The sequence below is a fragment of the Pseudomonas entomophila genome (genome assembly GCF_018417595.1).
Lineage (GTDB): Bacteria > Pseudomonadota > Gammaproteobacteria > Pseudomonadales > Pseudomonadaceae > Aquipseudomonas > Aquipseudomonas entomophila_C.
Map to the genome: position 1 here is coordinate 3731569 of NZ_CP070982.1, position 19660 is coordinate 3751228.

A 19660-nucleotide genomic window follows, 5' to 3' on the forward strand; every position below is an offset into this window, starting at 1 on the left:
ACCCTCACGATGAACGACCTGTCCACCCAGAACAACGACTACAGCCCCGCCAACCGCCCCGACGCGGCTACCTACATGAAGCTGTTCAAGGACGACCAGACCCGCTGCACCCCCGGCGCGCTGATGGCCAACAACGGCCGGGGGGCCTATCTGGTGCACCTCAAGGAAATGATCCACGCCTTCGAAACACGCGCCGATGTCACTGCGCCGATCACCCTGCAACAGCGGCGCCCCGACCTGCTGGCCCTGAAGCTCGATGAAAAGAACACGCGCAAGGTCCTGCCCAAGATCCGCATGGTCCTGGACGTGCTGGAAAGCCGCGCCAGGCAGGTGCTACCCGAACAGCAGACCCTGCAAAAAGCCGTCGCCAACGGCCTGTACCAGGCCAACGTACCCTTCCACCACGCCTGGGAATCGATCAAGGCCACCCTGGCCACCATGCAGCTGCACCTGTGGGACGTGCTGCGCAGCACCCACGCCAGCTACCCGGCCTTCACCTTCAACAACCTCACCCTTGCCGACCAGCGCGCGGCAACGGTCCTGAGCAGTGGCTTCGCACCACAACTGCGGGCGCTGCTGCTGGAACCCCGCAGCAAAGACGCAGCGTTCTACAAAAAGCATTTCCTCACCGAAGCCGGCAACCCCCTCGGCACCCTAAACACCACGCAAAAACTGACCAAGGCCCTCGGGCTGACCCGCCGCGAACTGCGCAAGCTGCTGGCCGTCAATGCCATCGGCGAGGGCAATACCTCGGTGACACGCAGCGCCCTTGTCACAACCCATTCGGTCGCTGCGCCTTCGAGCCAGGTGTTCGGCGCAGCGTTCATCAACAACGGGGCGACACCGCTATACCTCACCGAGTTGACGCCGGGCGCGCCACAGCCGGTACAGGCCAACCCGTCAGCGCCCTTGCAGCAGGCGGCCCAGGCCCCTACTGGGAAACCGGCGAAAAAGACCGTGGCCATCACCGGCCTGACCAGCGCCCACCTCGACCGCCTGCAACGTATCCTGCGCATCCAGCGCGCCCTGGACCTGACAGCCGCGGAAGCCGACGCCCTGGTTATGGCCGCGCTGCGCGCCGAAGGCCAGGCCGGCGACTACCAGCTGACCGCCAACACGCTGCGCGCCCTCGGCCTGTTCCGCCACCTGCAGCAGAAATACCGGGTCACCCCCTGGCAGTACGCGGCCTTCCTGGATGTTATCGCGCCGTATGCTGCCGACCAGCAGGTATCGTTCTACGACAAGCTGTTCACCCCCGCCAACAGTGACGAGGACGCCGACGAGAAGCCGCTGCAACTGGACGACCAGCCATTCGACTACCAGGCCTCAGTCGGCGCCGATGCGCAAACCCTCAACCAGCTCGCCGTGGCGATGAAGGTGAACCGCGAGGTAATGCGCGTGGTACTCGAGTGGGTCAGCAAAGCCCAGGGCCTGGACAAGCCGACACGGTCGCTGCCAGTGATTTCGGCTTGCTATCGGATTGTCACCCTGTTGCGCCTGTTCGACAGACCGATCGCCGAAGGCATGGTGATACTGACGTTGCTCACGCAGGAACAGCCCGCCTACTTTCAGCAATTGGCGGGTAAACCGAGCCTGCGAGGCACGCTGGAGACCCCCGACATCATCGACGTGATCGCGGGTCTGATCAACACCCTGGAATGGCTGCAAGACCAAGGCCTGGAGACCGTGCAGGTGTTCGCGCTGTTGAATCACCAGCAGCCGGTGTTCCAGAAGGACTGGGAGATCGCATTCGAGGCGGGCACCTTCAAGCCCGACCCACGGTTGAGCCCTGAGCCGGACAAGACGATCAGCGATACCCCAGCAGAAGGCGAGACTGGCCTTGGTCAACTCGAAGAAGTAGCTCAGCGCGCAGCAGCGCCAAGCCAGAAAGCGGCCGGCGCTACCCAAAAAGCGCCGCCATTAAAGACCAAAGAGCAGAGGGTGGAGGCCTGCTGCAAAGCGTTGAGCCAGCCGCTGCAAAAGGCACTGAAACTTGAATCCAGTCATTGGGTGGAACCCCTGCTGGGCTGGGCGGGAGTCGATCCCGAAGCGCTCTATCAGCGAATGCTGCAGGTCCAAGAGCAACTCAACGCCGACCTACCGTTAAAGGACATACTCCTGCTCAGCGACCTCTGGACCTGGACGATGCTGCAGCGCTACAGCGACCTCATCAAGCTGTTCAAGCTCAGTGCCAGCGCACTCGAGCAAATCACCCACCAGCCCGCCTGGTTCAATCTGGACGCACCGCATCACGCGACCGTGATCAACGAGGTATGCGAGGACGAACCTCCCCAACTGGTCATAAGGATCCTCGACTTCACCACCCTCTACCAGCTTGGCCGCTACAAGGCGTTGCTCGCCAGGCTGGCCAAGGGCAAGTCGGAAGAAGGTGTGCTGGCCTACCTGAAGCAGGCCAATGGCAAAGACGCCGCCACTGATGCAAAGGCGACATGGGCCGGGCTGGAAGCGTTGCTGGGGCTCCCCGCCACCAGGCTCTCGGCCCTGAACCTCGACTCGCCCCCCAAGACCCTGCGTGACCTCGACCGGCTGCTGCGCTTGCAGGGGCTGGCAGACAAACACCAACTGTCACTGGACACCCTCCTTGACCTGGGCAAGCTTCCCCTGACCCAGGATCACGCTGACTTTACTCGGGTTGCAACCGCCCTGCGACAAGGCCGCTCCACCAAACAGCGCAAAGCCCATGAAGCGCAGCTGAGCGTGGCCTGGCGCGACGCGCTGATGCAATGGATGCTGGTGCACTGGGTGCCTGGCAGCACGGCCACCAACTGGATCAACAGCCCGCAGACCCTGGCCGACTACCTGCTGATCGACCTGCAGGTCTCCCACGAACCGCTCACCACCCGCACGCTGTCGGCCACCGCCAGCCTGCAGCGCTACCTGCACCAGATTCATTCGCACCTGGAGAATGGCTACCGCGACGTCACCATCGGCGAGGAAGAACGCGAGGAGTGGGAGAACTTCTCCAGCAGCTACGAGCGCTGGGAGCTGCGCAAGAGCGCGCACAACGAGCCGCAGAACTACATCGACCCCACCCGGCGCACGCGCAAGACCACTGCGTTCAAGGACCTGGAGAACCTGCTGGCCCAGGGCAAGTGCACGCCCGATGACGTCAAGATAGCCTTGGAAACCTACCTGAGTACCTTTGAAAAACTCAGCAATATCCAACCGATTTCGGCGTACGCCGATGGCACCTCGCCGCTGACCGATACCTACCACTTCATCGGCAAGACCAACGTCGAGCCGGTGGAGTATTACTGGCGCACGCTGGACATGTCCCGGCGCGACCAGGATGGCGCGCCGAGCATGCTGGCGTGGGGGGAGTGGGAGAAGATCACGCTGGGCTTTACTGGAGAGTTGGCGTTGACGCCTTTACCCAAACCGCCGGCGTACATCAAAGGCACGGAATCAGCTGAGGAGGAAAGTCGAAAAGAAAAGGCGTTTTACGCGAAGAGGACGCCGGAAGAAAAGCTCCTTGCGGCTGATCTACGCACGGAAATAGAACTGATTCGCCCAGTGATCATCGACGGCCGTCGTTATGCAGTCTGGGTGGAGTGGGGAGCGACAGCCATTCCCATGGGCCCCGACAACAAGGCAAGCGATTATTACCCTCTGCAGGTTTGCTTTGCCTTCCAGCAAACCGATGGAATATGGAGCCCGCCCAATAACTTTTTGAAGCTTGATGGGCATGATGAAAATGGGGCGTTCAAGGCCGTTGGGGAGGCGTCAACACCACAAGAAAATGGAAGCGTAACTGGCAACAGTTTTCTGAAAACAAAAAAATTCAAGCCAGGCCTAATGACAATGGTAAACAAGCACGGTGACCGCTTGAATGAACCGTGGTTGACCACGGTACTGTTCGACGCCTCCTTGACCAGTAGTCAAATTACGACACCCGCACGAAACACCGACTACTTCATAATCATGAAGGACTTATTATTAATCGAAAACAAAGAACTGGATACAAAGAATAAGATAGCGCGCCCAATCGAGACGCACCTAGTCAAGCAATGGCTGACTTTATTCCGAGATCCCCGAGTCGCACAACACCCCTACGTGGGCGTATTGACAACCTTGAAAAAAAGCCCCTCCAGCTCGGACGAATACAACTGGAACACCTCAACACAAACAAAAAAACTCGAGCACTACTACACAATCTCACCCAAAGGCCAAGTTAAACTTGAAGCATCATTAATAGAGCACAAGAACGCCATTGAAATCACGATAAATATGGATGGCCGATGGAAGTCGGCCACCAATGGCTGGGACCTGAGAGTTGATCTAAATACAACCAGCAACGATTTTAGCGTCTATCTAGAAATACAAGCAAACCCAACACCAGCCTACCTTGAAGCGGAAAAGCTGCACCAAAAACCCTTCAGTTATAAACTAATTGACTCACTATTAAGCACACACCGCCTCAACGAAAAAGTGATAGACAAACTCCAAAAAATCCGTAACTCCACAACACCAGACAGAGAGGATGATGAATACGTCAAAGAACTAAAATCCGGACTAGTAAAAACCCTTTCAGAAGGCAGCTATCTGGAACTAAATATTTCAGCAAAATTCATAAAACAAAGAACAGAATATTGCCAATGCAGCATACACATCACACTAGAAAACGAAAACAAAGAAAAAACCACTATAAACATAATAAATGAAGGCACACTGATAATCCCAAACACGACAATGATTTCAGGCTTGACCGGTGCGATAGAATCAGAATATAGAAATCATATCGCCAACCTAACCATCCCAGAAATCTCAGAACACATTGACATACATTCAGAATTCGCCACCCCCATTGCTAGATTAAAAATAAAGCCAAACATCATAGAAGCAGATAAAAACAATCCGACCTGGACATTGAACAGTGATGATCAAGCTTGGCTTGAAGCGTCCCCTCATCACGAAAAATTTAAAAGACTTCCCCATGAAAACCTTCAGCAGTTTACACAAATAAAAAACCTACTATTAAAAACTCGAGACATTTCCAAGAACTCATATAATCGCATCATGGGCATTACAGCGCCCACCCAAAGCAAAGATCGAATATTGATTTCCAAAGCCATCCAAAATGCAAAAATAAACAATAACTCCTACGCGCTAAATGAATTCATAGCAAGGGAAGTACTATCACTCAAGCGAGCAGGCATTCAAGGTGCGGACGACATATTGGATTCCCTAATACGCTTATATCATCAAGATCCAGATGCCGGCCTGAGGATCCTTCTATACCTTGATCCTCAGCGTGAAATGACATTCGAGGGCGCGCTTATTGCCGACGGCAAAGGCACCCTTACATTTACATGCCCTATCAATAAAGATATTAAAGACTACACCTTCAGCCTGTCACTTCATGATGCTGTCATCAGCACTGATGAGCCGCTTGGCTCGGCGACACACGTTTACACACTTGAGGAAAAAGATGATGACGCCATCGCGAGCGTGCCGATCAGGCGTAATGAGCTGCAGGCGTTGTATCTGGACTTCGCAGAGACATGCACAAACATACCCCTGCCACAACACGCCCTTCGTTTGAATACACTTTTTGGCAAACAACTGGTCGCACTCGCCACTCATTCGGTCAACCGAGCACTGTCATGGGAAGCTCAAAAACTGAAAGAGCCGCGGCTCAAACCTGGCAGCGCAGGCACCACGGTCGACTTCCACAGCGCCAATGGCCTCTACTTCTGGGAACTGTTCTTCCACGTGCCCTTCCTGGTCGCCTGGCTGCAACGCCAGAACCGAGACTATGGGGACGCCTGGCGCAGCAGCAAGCGCCACCTGTTCGACCCTTACCGCACCTGGGTGCCCGACGGCAACCATCCACCGCTGTTCTGGCTCACCCAACCGATCCTCGGTAGGCCCGCCTTCGCTGCCACCGACAAGACCAGCGACCCCGACGAACTGGCCTACGCCGACCCCGAACGCTACAAAAAGGCCTTGCACCTGTTCGTGGTGGAAAACTGGCAACGCCAGGGTGACGACCTGTACCGCCAGCTCAACCTGGACACCCTGGTCGAGGCCGCCCTGTGCTACGACAAGGCCCTGCGCCTGATCGGCGTGCTGCCGGAAAACCTCTCCACCGCGCCGGTGCAGGCCAGATCGTTGGCCGAGAGCACCACTGCAGACTTCACCCCGCCCCTCAACAACAAGCTGGTGGAACTGCGCAACCTGTTGCGCAACCGCCTGTTCAACCTGCGCCATGGCCTGACACTGGATGGCAAGCCCGCCGCGATCATGCTCGACCCGGAAACGCTCGATCGGATTGCACTGGGGTATGGCGGCGCCGACCAGGATCGTGGAAAGGCAGGCTCCATCGCCCGAACGGTCCCGCCCTGCCGCTACGAGGAAGCTCGCAAGTTCGCCGGTGAGGCCGTGCTGCAACTGATCGAACTCGGCCAGACACAACTGCGCCTTTATGAAAGAGATGCAGTACTGCAACTGTCCCTGGCCAGCAAGGCCAATATCATCAAACTGATGGACTTCCCATGCCGTCTGCAAGCACAGGCGCTTGAACTGGCCAGGCGCGAGCGCGAGACCGTGCTGGCGAGCAAACGCATGGTACAAGACCGCCAGAGCTACTATCAGGGCTTGTATGATGAAGGGATAACCGATCTTGAGCATGCCTCCCGTGCGATGGCCTGCGTTTCACAGATCTCACTTATTACTTCGACGCTCATGGCGTTAAGCGCAAATACCGTCGAAGCCGCCTTGCCGACCATCTTCGGGCTTGCATTTGGCGGCCAAAAGCCTTCCAAAACCATAGAGCAGGGGGCCTATACCTTCAAATTACTGAGTGAAGGCGCCGATATAGCCAAGCACGAACTTCGCGCGCAAGCGGAATTCGAGCTGCGATCCCAACAATGGCAATTCGAAGCTAAACAAGCATCACTTGAGTTGCAAATCCTCGACAAGCAACTCCTTGAGCACGACATCCGTATCAAAGCAGCCAGCATTGCCGCTGATGAAGCCCGGGCGACGCAAGCCGCCCACCGCGCCGAATACGACATCATGACTTCGGTCTTCGCCAACCGCCCGACCAACCTATGGTTGATCGGGCGCCTGTCGCAGATCTACGCCAGCGCCTACGACGCGACGCTGTCCTTGTGCCTGATGGCCGAAGCCTGTCTGCAATATGAACTGGGTGATTTCAACTCCACCTGGATCAAGACTGACGGCTGGCTCGACAACTGGCGGGGGATGCTCGCCGGCGAAGCGCTGGAACGCGACCTGATGCTGATGGACGTCGCCGCGATACGCGACAACCACCGTCCCCTGGATATCCGCAAGGAATTGTCACTGCTGGACTGCATGCAGTGGACCCACGACGACCTGCACGCGCGCCTGGAGAATGACGAACTGGCGTTCAACCTGTCGCCCTGGCACTTCGACAGGGACTACCCCGGCCATTACCAGCGCAGGCTCGAGCGGATCGTGCTGTCGTTCAAGCTCAACGGCGCCTCGGCTTCGGACCCCGTGCCGGCGATGCTGATCCAGACCAGCAATAGGCTGCTGCTCGACGCCGACAGCGAAGGCGCCCGACACCTGTACAACGCCAACGAAGGCAGCGCGGCCAATGTCCTGCGCGACCTGCGCCCGCAGCAGAACATGGCGGTGTGGTCGGTGAATGAGTTCAGCCGCACCCTTGACTTGCTGCCGTTGACATCGGACAAGTCCCGCTTCCAACCCTTCGAGGGCACCGGCCTGATTTCGACCTGGGTGCTGTCGTTCCCCAGCGGGGCGAGGAACAACCCATTGCTGTACCGCGATGGCGAGTGGTTGCTGGAAGACATCACGGTGCAACTGAACTACTCCGCCGTCGACGGCACTCCAGCATTCCGTGAGAACGTCAAGCGTTGCCTGACCGCATTTGATACGGACAACCGCGAAGCTGATGCAGCCTACCAGGCCAGAGCCGCCGCCTCGAAACGCCAGTTCGCGGCCAGAAGCGCCAGCCGCAAAGAACTGATGAATGCGCTCGAGGCACTGCACGAGGCCGAAACCAACGCCAGGGTCGCTGCCGAGTCGCTCAATGCCATCGAGGCCAGGGCCAAGTCATTGGCCGTCCGCCATGAGAACGCCACGGCCAATCTGGTTGCCGCGCAAACTGAACTGACAGCCGCCCAGGCCAAGGCGGCTAAAGAAGGACTCAGCGCTGCCCAAAAGCAGGAGGCCAATGAAGCAGTGGTGGCCGCGCAAGCGAAAGTCGACGCTGCCAAGGCAGCCATCGTCCCGGCCGAGGCAACAGCCGCCCATGTACTGGAAACGACCAAGAATAATGCCGATATAGCGGCACGCAAGGCCGCCGAAGCCAAGCTGATCGTCGAGGCCTTGCAGGCGCGTAATGCCGAGGTTGTCGCTCAGGCACTGAACGCCGCGAAGGCGTTGGCTTCCCCTCAAGTGACAACAGCCCTCGAGACCTTGAGAGCGCTTCGTGAGGCCATCAATGTGCAGGCTGCCAAGCCGGGGATAAAGGCACCTGAAGCCCAGGCTCATGCCACCGTGATCAAACAGTCGATCGTAACGCTCGAGACTGCCCAAGCGACCGTTGACCAGACAACGACCAGCCTCACGCAAGCCAGCACGGTCGCAGACGTTCAGGTGTTGCTTGCCACTATGAACAAGGCCGTCGCCTGCGCCATGAAAGCCCGGCGTAATGCCGACGAGGCGGTCAGCCAGGCCGAACGCGAGGTTGAAGCCAAGCGCAAGGCCGATAAAGCCGAAACCGACCACAGCGCTGAAGAAACCGGTGATACCGACCAGGCGACCACCGAAACCCCACGCGCGACGGACGATGACGTCGATAAAGAGAAACTGCCCAAGCAGGGCTCAAATACCCTCGGTAGCCTGCTTGAAACCCTACGAAACGGTAAAACCTATGCGCAGACCAAGGAAACCCTGAAGCAAGTGACCGACAAGCTCGCCAAGGTCCAGGACAGTGGCACAAGGCAGGCACTGCGCTGCGCACAGGTGTACGCATTGGTCTGGGGCGTGCATGTCGCCGATTCAGCCGACGCCAAGGCTGCCGTCGAGGCGGTGAACGCGGACGCCAAGGCTGCCGACAGCTCATCGGCCCTGGCGGATGCCAATGCGGCGGAAACAGCCTATCAGGATGCCTGCCGGGAGACCCCGGACGCCCCCGCTGTCGCTGAAGCCATCAAGGCATATGAAAACGCCCAGGTGAGCCTGGACAGGAAAAAAGCCACGGTGACCGCCAATCTGAATAAAACCGTGGAAGTCGTGCGGGCCAGCCCGTTCGGATGGGAAGACAAAACCTATAACTATAAAGGTGTCATTAAAAGCATCAGTGACGATGCGTCAGAGTTCATGCTTGTCGATGAAGCCGATGGCGCTGAGGTGCTCATGCTGTTCAGCAAGTTGATCAGTATCAATGTGCCCATGGAACGGGTAAGCGGAATTTCATCTGCGTTACTCAAGACACCACTATGAAACCCACTCCCTAAGGGCATGATACAGGCAGGGCCAGGACAGCAGCTTCTGGTCGTGCCTGGTGTGCATCGAATGTGAATGCCTCAAACCGGTGAAACGGGACCGGGCTTGTTCCCCGCGACCCCAGATTGACGCCGTACCTGGTAATTTTACTAGTAGCTGAATCGACCCGCGTGTTGCTATAAAACAGACGCCTATCACCATAACAGGAGCCGATCATGTCCAAGAAAGACGACCTAATAAACTTACTCGCCGACAAGTACGGCAAGAAAAAAGAAAATATCAAAGGCACCACCCCTATCAACGACATCATTAATGACAAAGAGCTCCCCTCCCACGTGGAAACCTTATTTCGCAAAAAGCTCTCCAGCAGAGACGTGGAAAATCTCACCGACATCGACAGTTTGGTCGCACTGTTGTAATTAAGCTCTGGTATGCCCCTTTTTCAGCCATTGAAGAAGGGGCGTTTCCTCATCACCCTGCCAACTCCTCAATACTCACTTCCCGCATCCGAAACTTCTGCACCTTCCCCGTCACCGTCATCGGAAACTCATCGACAAAACGGAAATGCCGCGGCGTCTTGAAATGCGCCAGCCGCGCCTTGCACCACTGCTGCAGCTCTTCCGCCGTGGCTCTGTGGCCCGGATGCAGGCGAATCCACGCCACCACCTCCTCGCCATACTTGCTGCACGGAATCCCCACCACCTGCGCCTCGGCCACCGCCGGGTGGGTGTGGAAGAACTCCTCCAGCTCACGCGGGTAGATGTTCTCGCCCCCGCGAATGATCATATCCTTGTTGCGCCCGACGATACGCACATAACCCTCGTCATCCATCACCGCCAGGTCGCCGCTGTGCATCCAGCCGGCCGGGTCGATGGCGTCGTGGGTGGCCTGCAGGTTGTCCCAGTAACCGAGCATCACGCTGTAGCCACGGGTGCACAGCTCGCCAATTTCGCCACGGGCAACGATGCGCCCGTCGGTATCCACCAGCTTGGTCTCCAACTGCGGCTGGGTGCGGCCCACGGTGGTCACGCGCAGCTCAAGGCCATCGTCGGGACCGGTCTGCAGCGACACCGGGCTGGTCTCGGTCATGCCGTAGGCAATCTGCACTTCGGCCATGTGCAACTGGTCGATCACCTTGCGCATCACCTCGATCGGGCAGGTGGCGCCGGCCATGATGCCGCTGCGCAGGGTGGACAGGTCCAGCGTGGCGCGGCTGGGGTGGTCGAGCATGGCGATGAACATGGTCGGCACGCCATAGAGGATGCTGGCGCGCTCCTCGGCCACGGCGCGCAGGGTGAGCTCGGCGTCGAAGGCGTCGTTGGGGTAGACCATGGTGCTGCCGTGGGTGATGCAACCGAGATTGCCCATGACCATGCCGAAGCAGTGGTACAGCGGCACCGGGATCACCATGCGGTCATGCTCGGTCAGGCCCAGGCTCTCACCCACCAGGTAGCCGTTGTTGAGGATGTTGTAGTGGCTCAGGGTCGCGCCCTTGGGCGCGCCGGTGGTGCCGGAGGTGTACTGGATGTTTACCGGCTGGTCGAATTGCAGGCCTTGCTGGCGGGCCTCGCAGGCGGCGGGTTCCACCTCCCCTGCCCGGCCGGCCAGCGCGCCCCAGGGCAGGAAGCCCGCCGGCGGTTCGGCGGCCAGGCTGATCACGCCGCGCAGCTCCGGCAGATGTTCGCTGGCCAGTTCGCCCAGGGCATGGCTCGCCAGTTCAGGCACCAGTTCCTGCACCATCGCGTGGTAGTTGGAGGTCTTGAAGGCATCGGCGCATACCAGCCAGCGGCAGCCGGACTGGCGCAGCACATATTCCAACTCACCCACCCGATAGGCCGGGTTGATGTTGACCAGGATCGCGCCGACCTTGGCCGTGGCCAGTTGCAGGATGCACCACTGGGCGCAGTTGGGCGCCCAGATGCCGACCCGCTCGCCCACCTCCACGCCCAGCGCCATCAAGGCCCGGGCATGCACATCGACCTCGGCGGCCAGCTCGCGCCAGCTGTAGCGCAGGCGCTGGTGGCGCACCACCAGCGCCTCGCGCTCGCCATGGCGGGCGACAGTGGCATCGAAGGCCTGGCCAATGGTCCGGGTGAGCAGAGGTTGGTCCTGGCGGCCGCGCGTGTAGCTTGGTTGAGGCATGGTAATCCCTTCTTGTGGTTGTTCTGGGCATGACTGAAGCAGGCGGCGATTACTCTGGCGCAGATTTACGTTTACGTAAAGGTGATGTACTGATTGACACGCTCGGAAGGCAGGTTTACGTTAACGTCAACCATAAGCACCGACCCTGTGGGAGCGGGCTTGCCCGCGATGAGGCCGGACCAGACAACATCGCTGGCCGTTCTGACGGGCATCGCGGGCAAGCCCGCTCCCACAGGGTCGGTGCAGTACCTCGAACTTCAAGAACAAGAAGGTGCCCCCCATGCATTACCCCAGCCTGAACTTCGCCTTGGGCGAAACCATCGACATGCTCCGCGACCAGGTGCGCACCTTCGCCGCCGCCGAACTGGCGCCACGCGCCGCGCAGATCGACCACGACAACCTGTTCCCCGCCGACATGTGGCGCAAGTTCGGCGACATGGGCCTGCTGGGCATCACCGTTCCTGAAGAATACGGCGGCGCCGGCCTGGGCTACCTGGCCCACGTGGTGTCGATGGAAGAGATCAGCCGCGCCTCGGCCTCGGTGGCCCTGTCGTACGGCGCCCACTCCAACCTGTGCGTCAACCAGATCAACCGCAACGGCACCCACGAGCAGAAGCTCAAGTACCTGCCCAAGCTGATCAGCGGCGAGCACATCGGCGCCCTGGCCATGAGCGAGCCCAACGCCGGCTCCGACGTGGTATCGATGAAGCTGCGCGCCGAAAAGCGCGGCGACCGCTATGTGCTCAACGGCAGCAAGACCTGGATCACCAACGGCCCCGACGCCAACACCTACGTGATCTACGCCAAGACCGACCTGGACAAGGGCCCCCACGGCATCACCGCGTTCATCGTCGAGCGCGACTGGAAAGGCTTCACCCGCAGCAACAAGTTCGACAAGCTGGGCATGCGCGGCTCCAACACCTGCGAGCTGTTCTTCGATGACGTCGAAGTGCCGGAGGAAAACATCCTCGGCCAGCTCAACGGCGGCGTGCGCGTGCTGATGAGCGGCCTGGACTACGAGCGTGTGGTGCTCGCCGGCGGCCCCACCGGCATCATGCAGAGCTGCATGGACCTGGTCGTCCCGTACATCCATGACCGCAAGCAGTTCGGCCAGAGCATCGGCGAATTCCAGCTGATCCAGGGCAAGATCGCCGACATGTACACCCAGCTCAACGCCAGCCGCGCCTACCTGTACGCCGTGGCCCAGGCCTGCGACCGTGCCGAGACCACCCGCAAGGACGCCGCCGGGGTGATCCTGTACACCGCCGAGCGCGCCACGCAGATGGCCCTGGAGGCGATCCAGATTCTTGGCGGCAACGGCTACATCAATGAATTCCCGGCTGGCCGCCTGCTGCGCGACGCCAAGCTGTACGAGATCGGCGCCGGCACCAGCGAGATCCGCCGGATGCTGATCGGCCGCGAACTGTTCAACGAAACCCGCTGAGCATAAGGAACGGGCGTCCATGGCTACCCTGCATACCCAGATCAACCCGCGCTCGGCGGAGTTCGCCAGCAACAGCGCGGCCATGCTCGAACAGGTCGACCACCTGCGCGGCCTGCTCGCCCATATCGCTCAGGGCGGTGGGCCGAAGGCTCAGCAGCGCCACACCTCGCGCGGCAAGCTGCTGCCCCGCGAGCGTATCGACCGCCTGCTCGACCCGGGCTCGGCGTTTCTCGAGATCGGCCAGCTGGCCGCCCATGAAGTGTATGGCGAGGACGTGCCGGCTGCGGGTGTGATCGCCGGCATCGGCCGCGTCGAAGGCGTGGAATGCATGATCGTGGCCAACGACGCCACGGTCAAAGGCGGTTCTTATTACCCGCTGACGGTGAAGAAGCACCTGCGCGCCCAGACCATCGCCCTGCAGAACCGCCTGCCATGCATCTACCTGGTGGACTCCGGTGGCGCCAACCTGCCACGCCAGGACGAGGTGTTCCCGGACCGCGAGCACTTCGGGCGGATCTTCTTCAACCAGGCCAACATGAGCGCCCTGGGCATCCCGCAGATCGCCGTGGTGATGGGCTCGTGCACGGCGGGCGGCGCCTATGTGCCGGCCATGGCCGACGAGGCGATCATGGTGCGCCAGCAGGCGACCATCTTCCTGGCCGGCCCGCCTCTGGTTAAGGCTGCGACCGGCGAGGTGGTCAGCGCCGAGGACCTTGGCGGCGCCGATGTGCACTGCCGCACCAGCGGCGTGGCCGACCATTATGCCGACAACGACGAGCACGCCCTGGCCATCGCCCGGCGCAGCGTGGCCAACCTCAACTGGCACAAGCAGGGCAAGCTGCAGTGCCAGGCCCCCATCGCGCCGCTTTACAACGCCGAGGAGCTGTACGGCGTGGTGCCGGCCGACGCCAAGCAGCCGTTCGACGTGCGCGAGGTGATCGCGCGCCTGGTCGACGGTTCGGTGTTCGATGAGTTCAAGGCGCTGTTCGGCACCACCCTGGTGTGCGGCTTCGCCCACCTGCACGGCTACCCGGTGGCGATCCTGGCCAACAATGGCATCCTCTTCGCCGAGGCCGCGCAAAAAGGCGCGCACTTCATCGAACTGGCCTGCCAGCGCGGCATCCCGCTGCTGTTCCTGCAGAACATCACCGGCTTCATGGTTGGCAAGAAGTACGAGGAAGGCGGCATCGCCAAGCACGGCGCCAAGCTGGTGACCGCCGTGGCCTGCGCCCAGGTGCCGAAGTTCACGGTGATCATCGGCGGCAGCTTCGGCGCCGGCAACTATGGCATGTGCGGCCGCGCCTACGACCCGCGTTTCCTGTGGATGTGGCCCAATGCGCGCATCGGTGTGATGGGCGCCGAACAGGCGGCCGGGGTACTGGCCCAGGTCAAGCGCGAACAAAGCGAGCGCAGTGGCGAGGTGTTCAGCGCGGACGACGAGAAGAAGCTCAAGCAGCCGATCCTCGACCAGTACGAGCGCCAGGGCCACCCCTACTACTCCAGCGCCCGGCTGTGGGATGACGGTGTCATCGACCCGGCGCAGACCCGCGACGTGCTCGGCCTGGCGCTGTCCGCCGCGCTGAACGCCCCGATCGAACAGAGCCGCTTCGGCATTTTCCGGATGTGACCCATGAGCGACTTCGCGACTATCGAACTGGTCAAGGACCCTCGCGGTTTCGCCACCCTGTGGCTGAGCCGGGAAGACAAGAACAACGCCTTCAATGCGCAGATGATCCGCGAGCTGATCGTCGCCCTCGACCAGCTGAGCGAGAACGCCGGCCTGCGCTTCGTGGTGCTGCGCGGCCGTGGCCGGCACTTCAGTGCCGGCGCGGATCTGGCCTGGATGCAGCAGTCGGCCGAGCTGGATTTCAACACCAACCTCGACGATGCCCATGAGCTGGGCGAACTGATGTACGCCCTGCACCGGCTCAAGGCCCCGACCCTGGCCGTGGTGCAAGGCGCGGCCTTCGGCGGCGCGCTGGGGCTGATCAGTTGCTGCGACATGGCCATCGGCGCCGAAGACGCCCAGCTGTGCCTGTCGGAAGTGCGCATCGGCCTCGCCCCGGCGGTGATCAGCCCGTTCGTGGTCAAGGCCATCGGCGAGCGCGCCGCGCGCCGCTACGCCCTCACCGCCGAGCGCTTCAGCGGCCTGCGCGCCCGCGACCTGGGCCTGCTGGCCGAGGTGTACCCGGCCGCCGAGCTGGACATGCAAGTCGAGGCCTGGGTCGACAACCTGCTGCAGAACAGCCCCCAGGCCCTGCGCGCCACCAAGGACCTGCTGCGCGAAGTGGACGATGGCGAGCTGAGCCCGGCGCTGCGCCGCTACTGCGAGAACACCATCGCCCGCATCCGCGTCAGCGCCGAAGGCCAGGAGGGCCTGCGCGCCTTCCTGGAGAAACGCCGCCCCGCCTGGCAAACCGAGCACAAGAAGGAGCCGCGCCCATGAGCCGCCCCACCCTCACCACCCTGCTGGTCGCCAACCGCGGCGAGATCGCCTGCCGGGTGATGCGCACCGCCAAGGCCATGGGCCTGACCACCGTGGCCGTGCACAGCGCCACCGACCGCGAGGCGTGCCACAGCCGCGAAGCGGACATCCGCGTCGACCTCGGTGGCACCAAGGCCGCCGAGAGCTACCTGGTGATCGACAAGCTGATCGCCGCAGCCAAGGCCAGCGGCGCCCAGGCCATCCACCCGGGCTATGGCTTTCTCTCGGAAAACGCCGGCTTCGCCCGCGCCATCGAGCAGGCCGGGCTGATCTTCCTCGGCCCACCGGCCAGCGCCATCGACGCCATGGGCAGCAAGTCAGCGGCCAAGGCGCTGATGGAGGCCGCCGGGGTGCCGCTGGTGCCGGGCTACCACGGCGAGGCCCAGGACCTGGAGACCTTCCGCGCCGCCGCCGAGCGCATCGGTTACCCGGTGCTGCTCAAGGCCAGCGCCGGGGGCGGCGGCAAGGGCATGAAGGTGGTCGAGGACGAAAGCCAGCTGGCCGACGCCCTGGCCTCGGCGCAGCGTGAAGCGCAGTCGTCGTTCGGCGATGCACGGATGCTGGTCGAGAAGTACGTGCTCAAGCCACGCCATGTGGAAATCCAGGTGTTCGCCGACCAGCATGGCAACTGCCTGTACCTCAACGAGCGCGATTGCTCGATCCAGCGCCGCCACCAGAAAGTGGTCGAGGAAGCACCGGCCCCGGGCCTGTCCCCTGACCTGCGCAAAGCCATGGGCGAGGCGGCGGTACGCGCAGCCCAGGCTATCGGCTATGTCGGCGCCGGCACCGTGGAGTTCCTGCTCGACGCCCGGGGCGAATTCTTCTTCATGGAGATGAACACCCGCCTGCAGGTGGAGCACCCGGTCACCGAAGCCATCACCGGGCTCGACCTGGTGGCCTGGCAGGTCCGCGTGGCCTGCGGCGAGCCGCTGCCGATCACCCAGGAGCAAGTGCCGTTGATGGGCCATGCCATCGAGGTGCGGCTGTATGCGGAAGACCCGGCCAATGAATTCCTGCCGGCCACCGGCACCCTGGCGCTGTACCGCGAGTCGGCGCCGGGCGAAGGGCGCCGGGTGGACAGCGGCGTCAGCGAGGGTGACGTGGTGTCGCCCTTCTACGACCCGATGCTGGGCAAGCTGATCGCCTGGGGCCAGGACCGCGAACAGGCGCGCCTGCGGCTGCTGGCGATGCTTGATGAGTTCGCCATTGGTGGGTTGAAGACCAATATCGCCTTCCTGCGCCGCATTCTCGCGCACCCGGCGTTCGCAGAGGCCGAGCTGGACACCGGTTTCATTCCACGTCATCAGGACGTCTTGCTGCCTGCGCCGCAGCCCTTGCCGGCACTGTTCTGGGAAGCCGCCGCCGAAGCCTGGCTGCAGAGCGAGCCGGCGCAGCAGCGCAAGGACGACCGCGCTTCGCCGTGGGCTGCCCGCGATGGCCTGCGCCTGGGCCTGCCGGCGCGCAGCAGCCTGCACTTGCAGTGCGAGGGGCATGAGCAGGCGGTGGCGCTGGAGCGCAGCGCGCCTTCTACCTATCGATTGCTGGGTGAGCAGCTGTGCCACGATCAGGACGGCTTGCGCCGTCGTCATCTGGCGGTGCGTCGGGGCGATACCCTGTACCTGCAATGGCAGGGTGAACTGCATGCCATCAGCGTTCATGACCCGATCGCTGCAGCCGAGGCCAGCCACAGCCACCAGGGCGGGCTGGGCGCGCCCATGAACGGCAGCATCGTGCGGGTGCTGGTCGAGCCGGGGCAGGTGGTCGAGGCCGGCACCGCGCTGGTGGTGCTGGAGGCGATGAAGATGGAGCACAGCATTCGTGCGCCGCATGATGGGGTGGTGAAGGCGCTGTTCTGCCAGGAGGGGGATATGGTCAGCGAAGGGACGGTGTTGGTGGAGTTGGAGGAGGCGTAACGGCGGCGAGGTGTTCGCCGAAAGAATTGTGCCGCCTATCAGATCGAGCGCCGCGCGGGCGGCGCTCGATCTCAAGAGCGCTGCCAGGCTACCGTCTGGCACCTGGCCGCCCCAACGCGGTCTGCGCGCAGATCTAGAGCACCCCGTGCATCCGCACCACGACACCTAGAAACTCGCACCCCTCCTCGCACACCAGCGTCGGATAGATGTTGTTAAGCGCCTTTAGATACCGCTGCCCACCCTCCTCGGCCAACTGCCGAAAGATCGCGGATTTGCCCGGTAACCGGGCAATCACCAGGCGCCCCGGCTCGGCAGCCACACCGTCATCGACCAGGATCCGAACCCCCTCGGGCACACTTCTGCCGCTGGCCGCGCTCATGGTGTCGTTTTCAACCGTCAACCAGAACGCCTTGCCCTGGGCCAGGTAGTCGGTCTGCTCGAAGACATCGGGCGCTCCCTGCTCCTGACCCAACGAGGCCCAGTCACGCACCGGATAGCGGAAGCACACAAAGTACTTCGCCAGCCCGTCGTCGTCATCCTCGTCCTCGACACCATAACGCGCCCGTTCCTCACCCACCTGCCCCAGCACACGCAGCTGCATGCTGACCTGGTAGTGCGGCATGCCCAGTTCGATGAACGTGCGGTTCATCGAGTCGACCCGGGGTTGGCGCCGCTTCTTCAGCCAGTGACCGATGCTGCCCTGGGAAACCCCAACGCGTTCGGCAAGCTGTTCCTGGGAGATATCGAGCTCCTCGATCCGTTCCCGGACGAGGGCGATCCATTTGTCCATATTCATCGCAGGCACGATACGGACTGCCTCCATGCGTTCAATACACATCAAGTAGTATTTGCTACAAAGCGTTTTAATACTTTAGGTATTAGAATCTGACTTCACCTTTCACCCATTGGCATTCGCAGGTAATCAGGATGAGCAGTTCGAAAGATACGGAAACAGATCTCGACGAAGAAGCCGCCCGCCGCGCCCTCGACTACTACCTCAACCCCGCCCCCACCGCCGCTGAGCTGGAGCGCTCGCTCTGGACCCTGCGCGAAGGTGTGAGTAGCGCGCAGGCCAGCGAACACGCCATGGCCCTGCTGCGCTGCGCCTCGGCCACGGCACAGGAAACCGGCGCCCATCTGCAGGGCACGACGCGGGAAGTGGTGTTTGCGTTGATGCACATGATCAACATGGCCCGTGCGTTGCTGGAGCAGCGCCACGCCATGGAGAAAACATCGATCTGAAGGGAGAACGTGATAGCCGACGAACGGCAATAGCCCCAGTTGCCGGGGACTGGAGGTGCGTCAGGAGGATTTTTTTACCGGAACACGGAAAAATCATTTGACTGGCAAATGATAACGATTATTATTGCACTCAGCTGGTCGCGAGACCCGCTGGATAACCTGCAACGTCCTCAGGTCGGACGCTCAGATTATCTCCTCATCAGGCTAATCACGGTTTTTGACCCAGCTTTTTGCTGGGTCTTTTTTTTGGCTCTTCAGGCTAATGAAGATCGTTGATGGCCACGATGATAGCAATAATGTGTCAGCACGTGAACGCTCATTACAAAAGTTTGCGGAATCAGCACTTGAGAATCAATCTCGTTAAGACTAAGCTGACTCCGCATCAGGGAAGATGCCCCCACCCTTCATTTCATGAGCAAGGAGCTGTCCATGACCCGCCTGCTGCTGCCCCTTGAGCATGACCCACGCAGCGCCGAGCAAAGCAGCGACGACGCGTTGCTGCACGCCCTCAAGCGCCTGCCCCGTCGGGTCCAGCAAGTGTTCCTGCTCAACCGCCTCGACCAGGTCGGTTTCGCCGAGATCGGCGAACGCCTCGACCTGCCCTTGATCAACATCGAACGCCACATGAACCAGGCCCTGCAGACCGCCCGTGCGCCGGGTGATGCCCTGGCGAGCATTGCCGGCCAGTGGTACGTGCGCCTGCAGAGCCCGCAGGTGACCGCCAGCGAGCGTATCGATTTTCGCCGCTGGCTGGATGCCAACCCTGAACACCTGCGCGCCTTCCACGAAACCGAACTGCAATGGCGCAGCCTGCTGGCGCCGGCGCGGCAACTGGGACATGACGGCTGGTACCGGCAAGGGCGCGCGGCGCTGTCACTGGGCGGCTGCTCGATTGCCGTGGGGCTTGCCATTGCAGCCCTGACCGCATTGGGTTTGCTCTCCTTGTAGGAGCGG

General features: G+C 61.3%; 10 protein-coding genes. 8 read left to right on the forward strand and 2 right to left on the reverse strand.

Annotated elements, in window-relative coordinates:
• The first annotated feature begins 9 nt into the window (after positions 1 to 9).
• Positions 10 to 9477: a neuraminidase-like domain-containing protein gene (locus JYG34_RS16190; protein ID WP_213657405.1), complete on the forward strand. Its 9468-nt coding sequence runs from the start codon at positions 10 to 12 to the stop codon at positions 9475 to 9477.
• A gap of 218 nt (positions 9478 to 9695) precedes the next feature.
• The gene (locus JYG34_RS16195) at positions 9696 to 9899 is read left to right on the forward strand and encodes a hypothetical protein (protein WP_213657406.1); all 204 of its coding nucleotides are present in this window, start codon (positions 9696 to 9698) and stop codon (positions 9897 to 9899) included.
• A 52-nt stretch (positions 9900 to 9951) separates the two neighbouring features.
• On the opposite strand, the gene JYG34_RS16200 is transcribed toward JYG34_RS16195, so the two are convergent.
• Positions 9952 to 11622 (reverse strand): AMP-binding protein, encoded by a 1671-nt coding sequence (locus JYG34_RS16200; protein WP_213657407.1) that lies wholly within the window; start codon positions 11620 to 11622, stop codon positions 9952 to 9954.
• Between the two features lie 280 nt (positions 11623 to 11902).
• On the opposite strand from JYG34_RS16200, the gene JYG34_RS16205 reads away from it, so the two are divergent.
• From JYG34_RS16205 to JYG34_RS16220, 4 genes are read left to right on the forward strand one after another with little or no spacing between them, the layout of a single operon-like run.
• Complete coding sequence (locus tag JYG34_RS16205) at positions 11903 to 13066, forward strand: isovaleryl-CoA dehydrogenase (RefSeq protein ID WP_213657408.1); 1164 nt, start codon at positions 11903 to 11905, stop codon at positions 13064 to 13066.
• A 19-nt stretch (positions 13067 to 13085) separates the two neighbouring features.
• The gene (locus JYG34_RS16210; protein WP_213657409.1) at positions 13086 to 14693 is read left to right on the forward strand and encodes a carboxyl transferase domain-containing protein; all 1608 of its coding nucleotides are present in this window, start codon (positions 13086 to 13088) and stop codon (positions 14691 to 14693) included.
• 3 nt (positions 14694 to 14696) lie between these two features.
• Positions 14697 to 15512 (forward strand): gamma-carboxygeranoyl-CoA hydratase, encoded by an 816-nt coding sequence (locus JYG34_RS16215; protein WP_213657410.1) that lies wholly within the window; start codon positions 14697 to 14699, stop codon positions 15510 to 15512.
• Positions 15509 to 17464, forward strand: coding sequence for an acetyl/propionyl/methylcrotonyl-CoA carboxylase subunit alpha (locus JYG34_RS16220; RefSeq protein ID WP_213657411.1), 1956 nt, complete (start codon positions 15509 to 15511; stop codon positions 17462 to 17464). Before JYG34_RS16215 ends, JYG34_RS16220 begins: the two co-directional genes overlap by 4 nt.
• A gap of 133 nt (positions 17465 to 17597) precedes the next feature.
• Here JYG34_RS16220 and JYG34_RS16225 read toward each other — a convergent pair whose 3' ends face one another.
• Complete coding sequence (locus JYG34_RS16225) at positions 17598 to 18302, reverse strand: XRE family transcriptional regulator (RefSeq protein ID WP_213657412.1); 705 nt, start codon at positions 18300 to 18302, stop codon at positions 17598 to 17600.
• 89 nt (positions 18303 to 18391) lie between these two features.
• Between JYG34_RS16225 and JYG34_RS16230 the strand changes: the two genes are divergently transcribed.
• Positions 18392 to 18706, forward strand: a complete 315-nt coding sequence (locus JYG34_RS16230; protein ID WP_213657413.1) for a DUF6124 family protein — start codon at positions 18392 to 18394, stop codon at positions 18704 to 18706.
• 429 nt (positions 18707 to 19135) lie between these two features.
• Positions 19136 to 19654 (forward strand): DUF4880 domain-containing protein, encoded by a 519-nt coding sequence (locus JYG34_RS16235; RefSeq protein ID WP_213657414.1) that lies wholly within the window; start codon positions 19136 to 19138, stop codon positions 19652 to 19654.
• Positions 19655 to 19660: the final 6 nt, after the last annotated feature.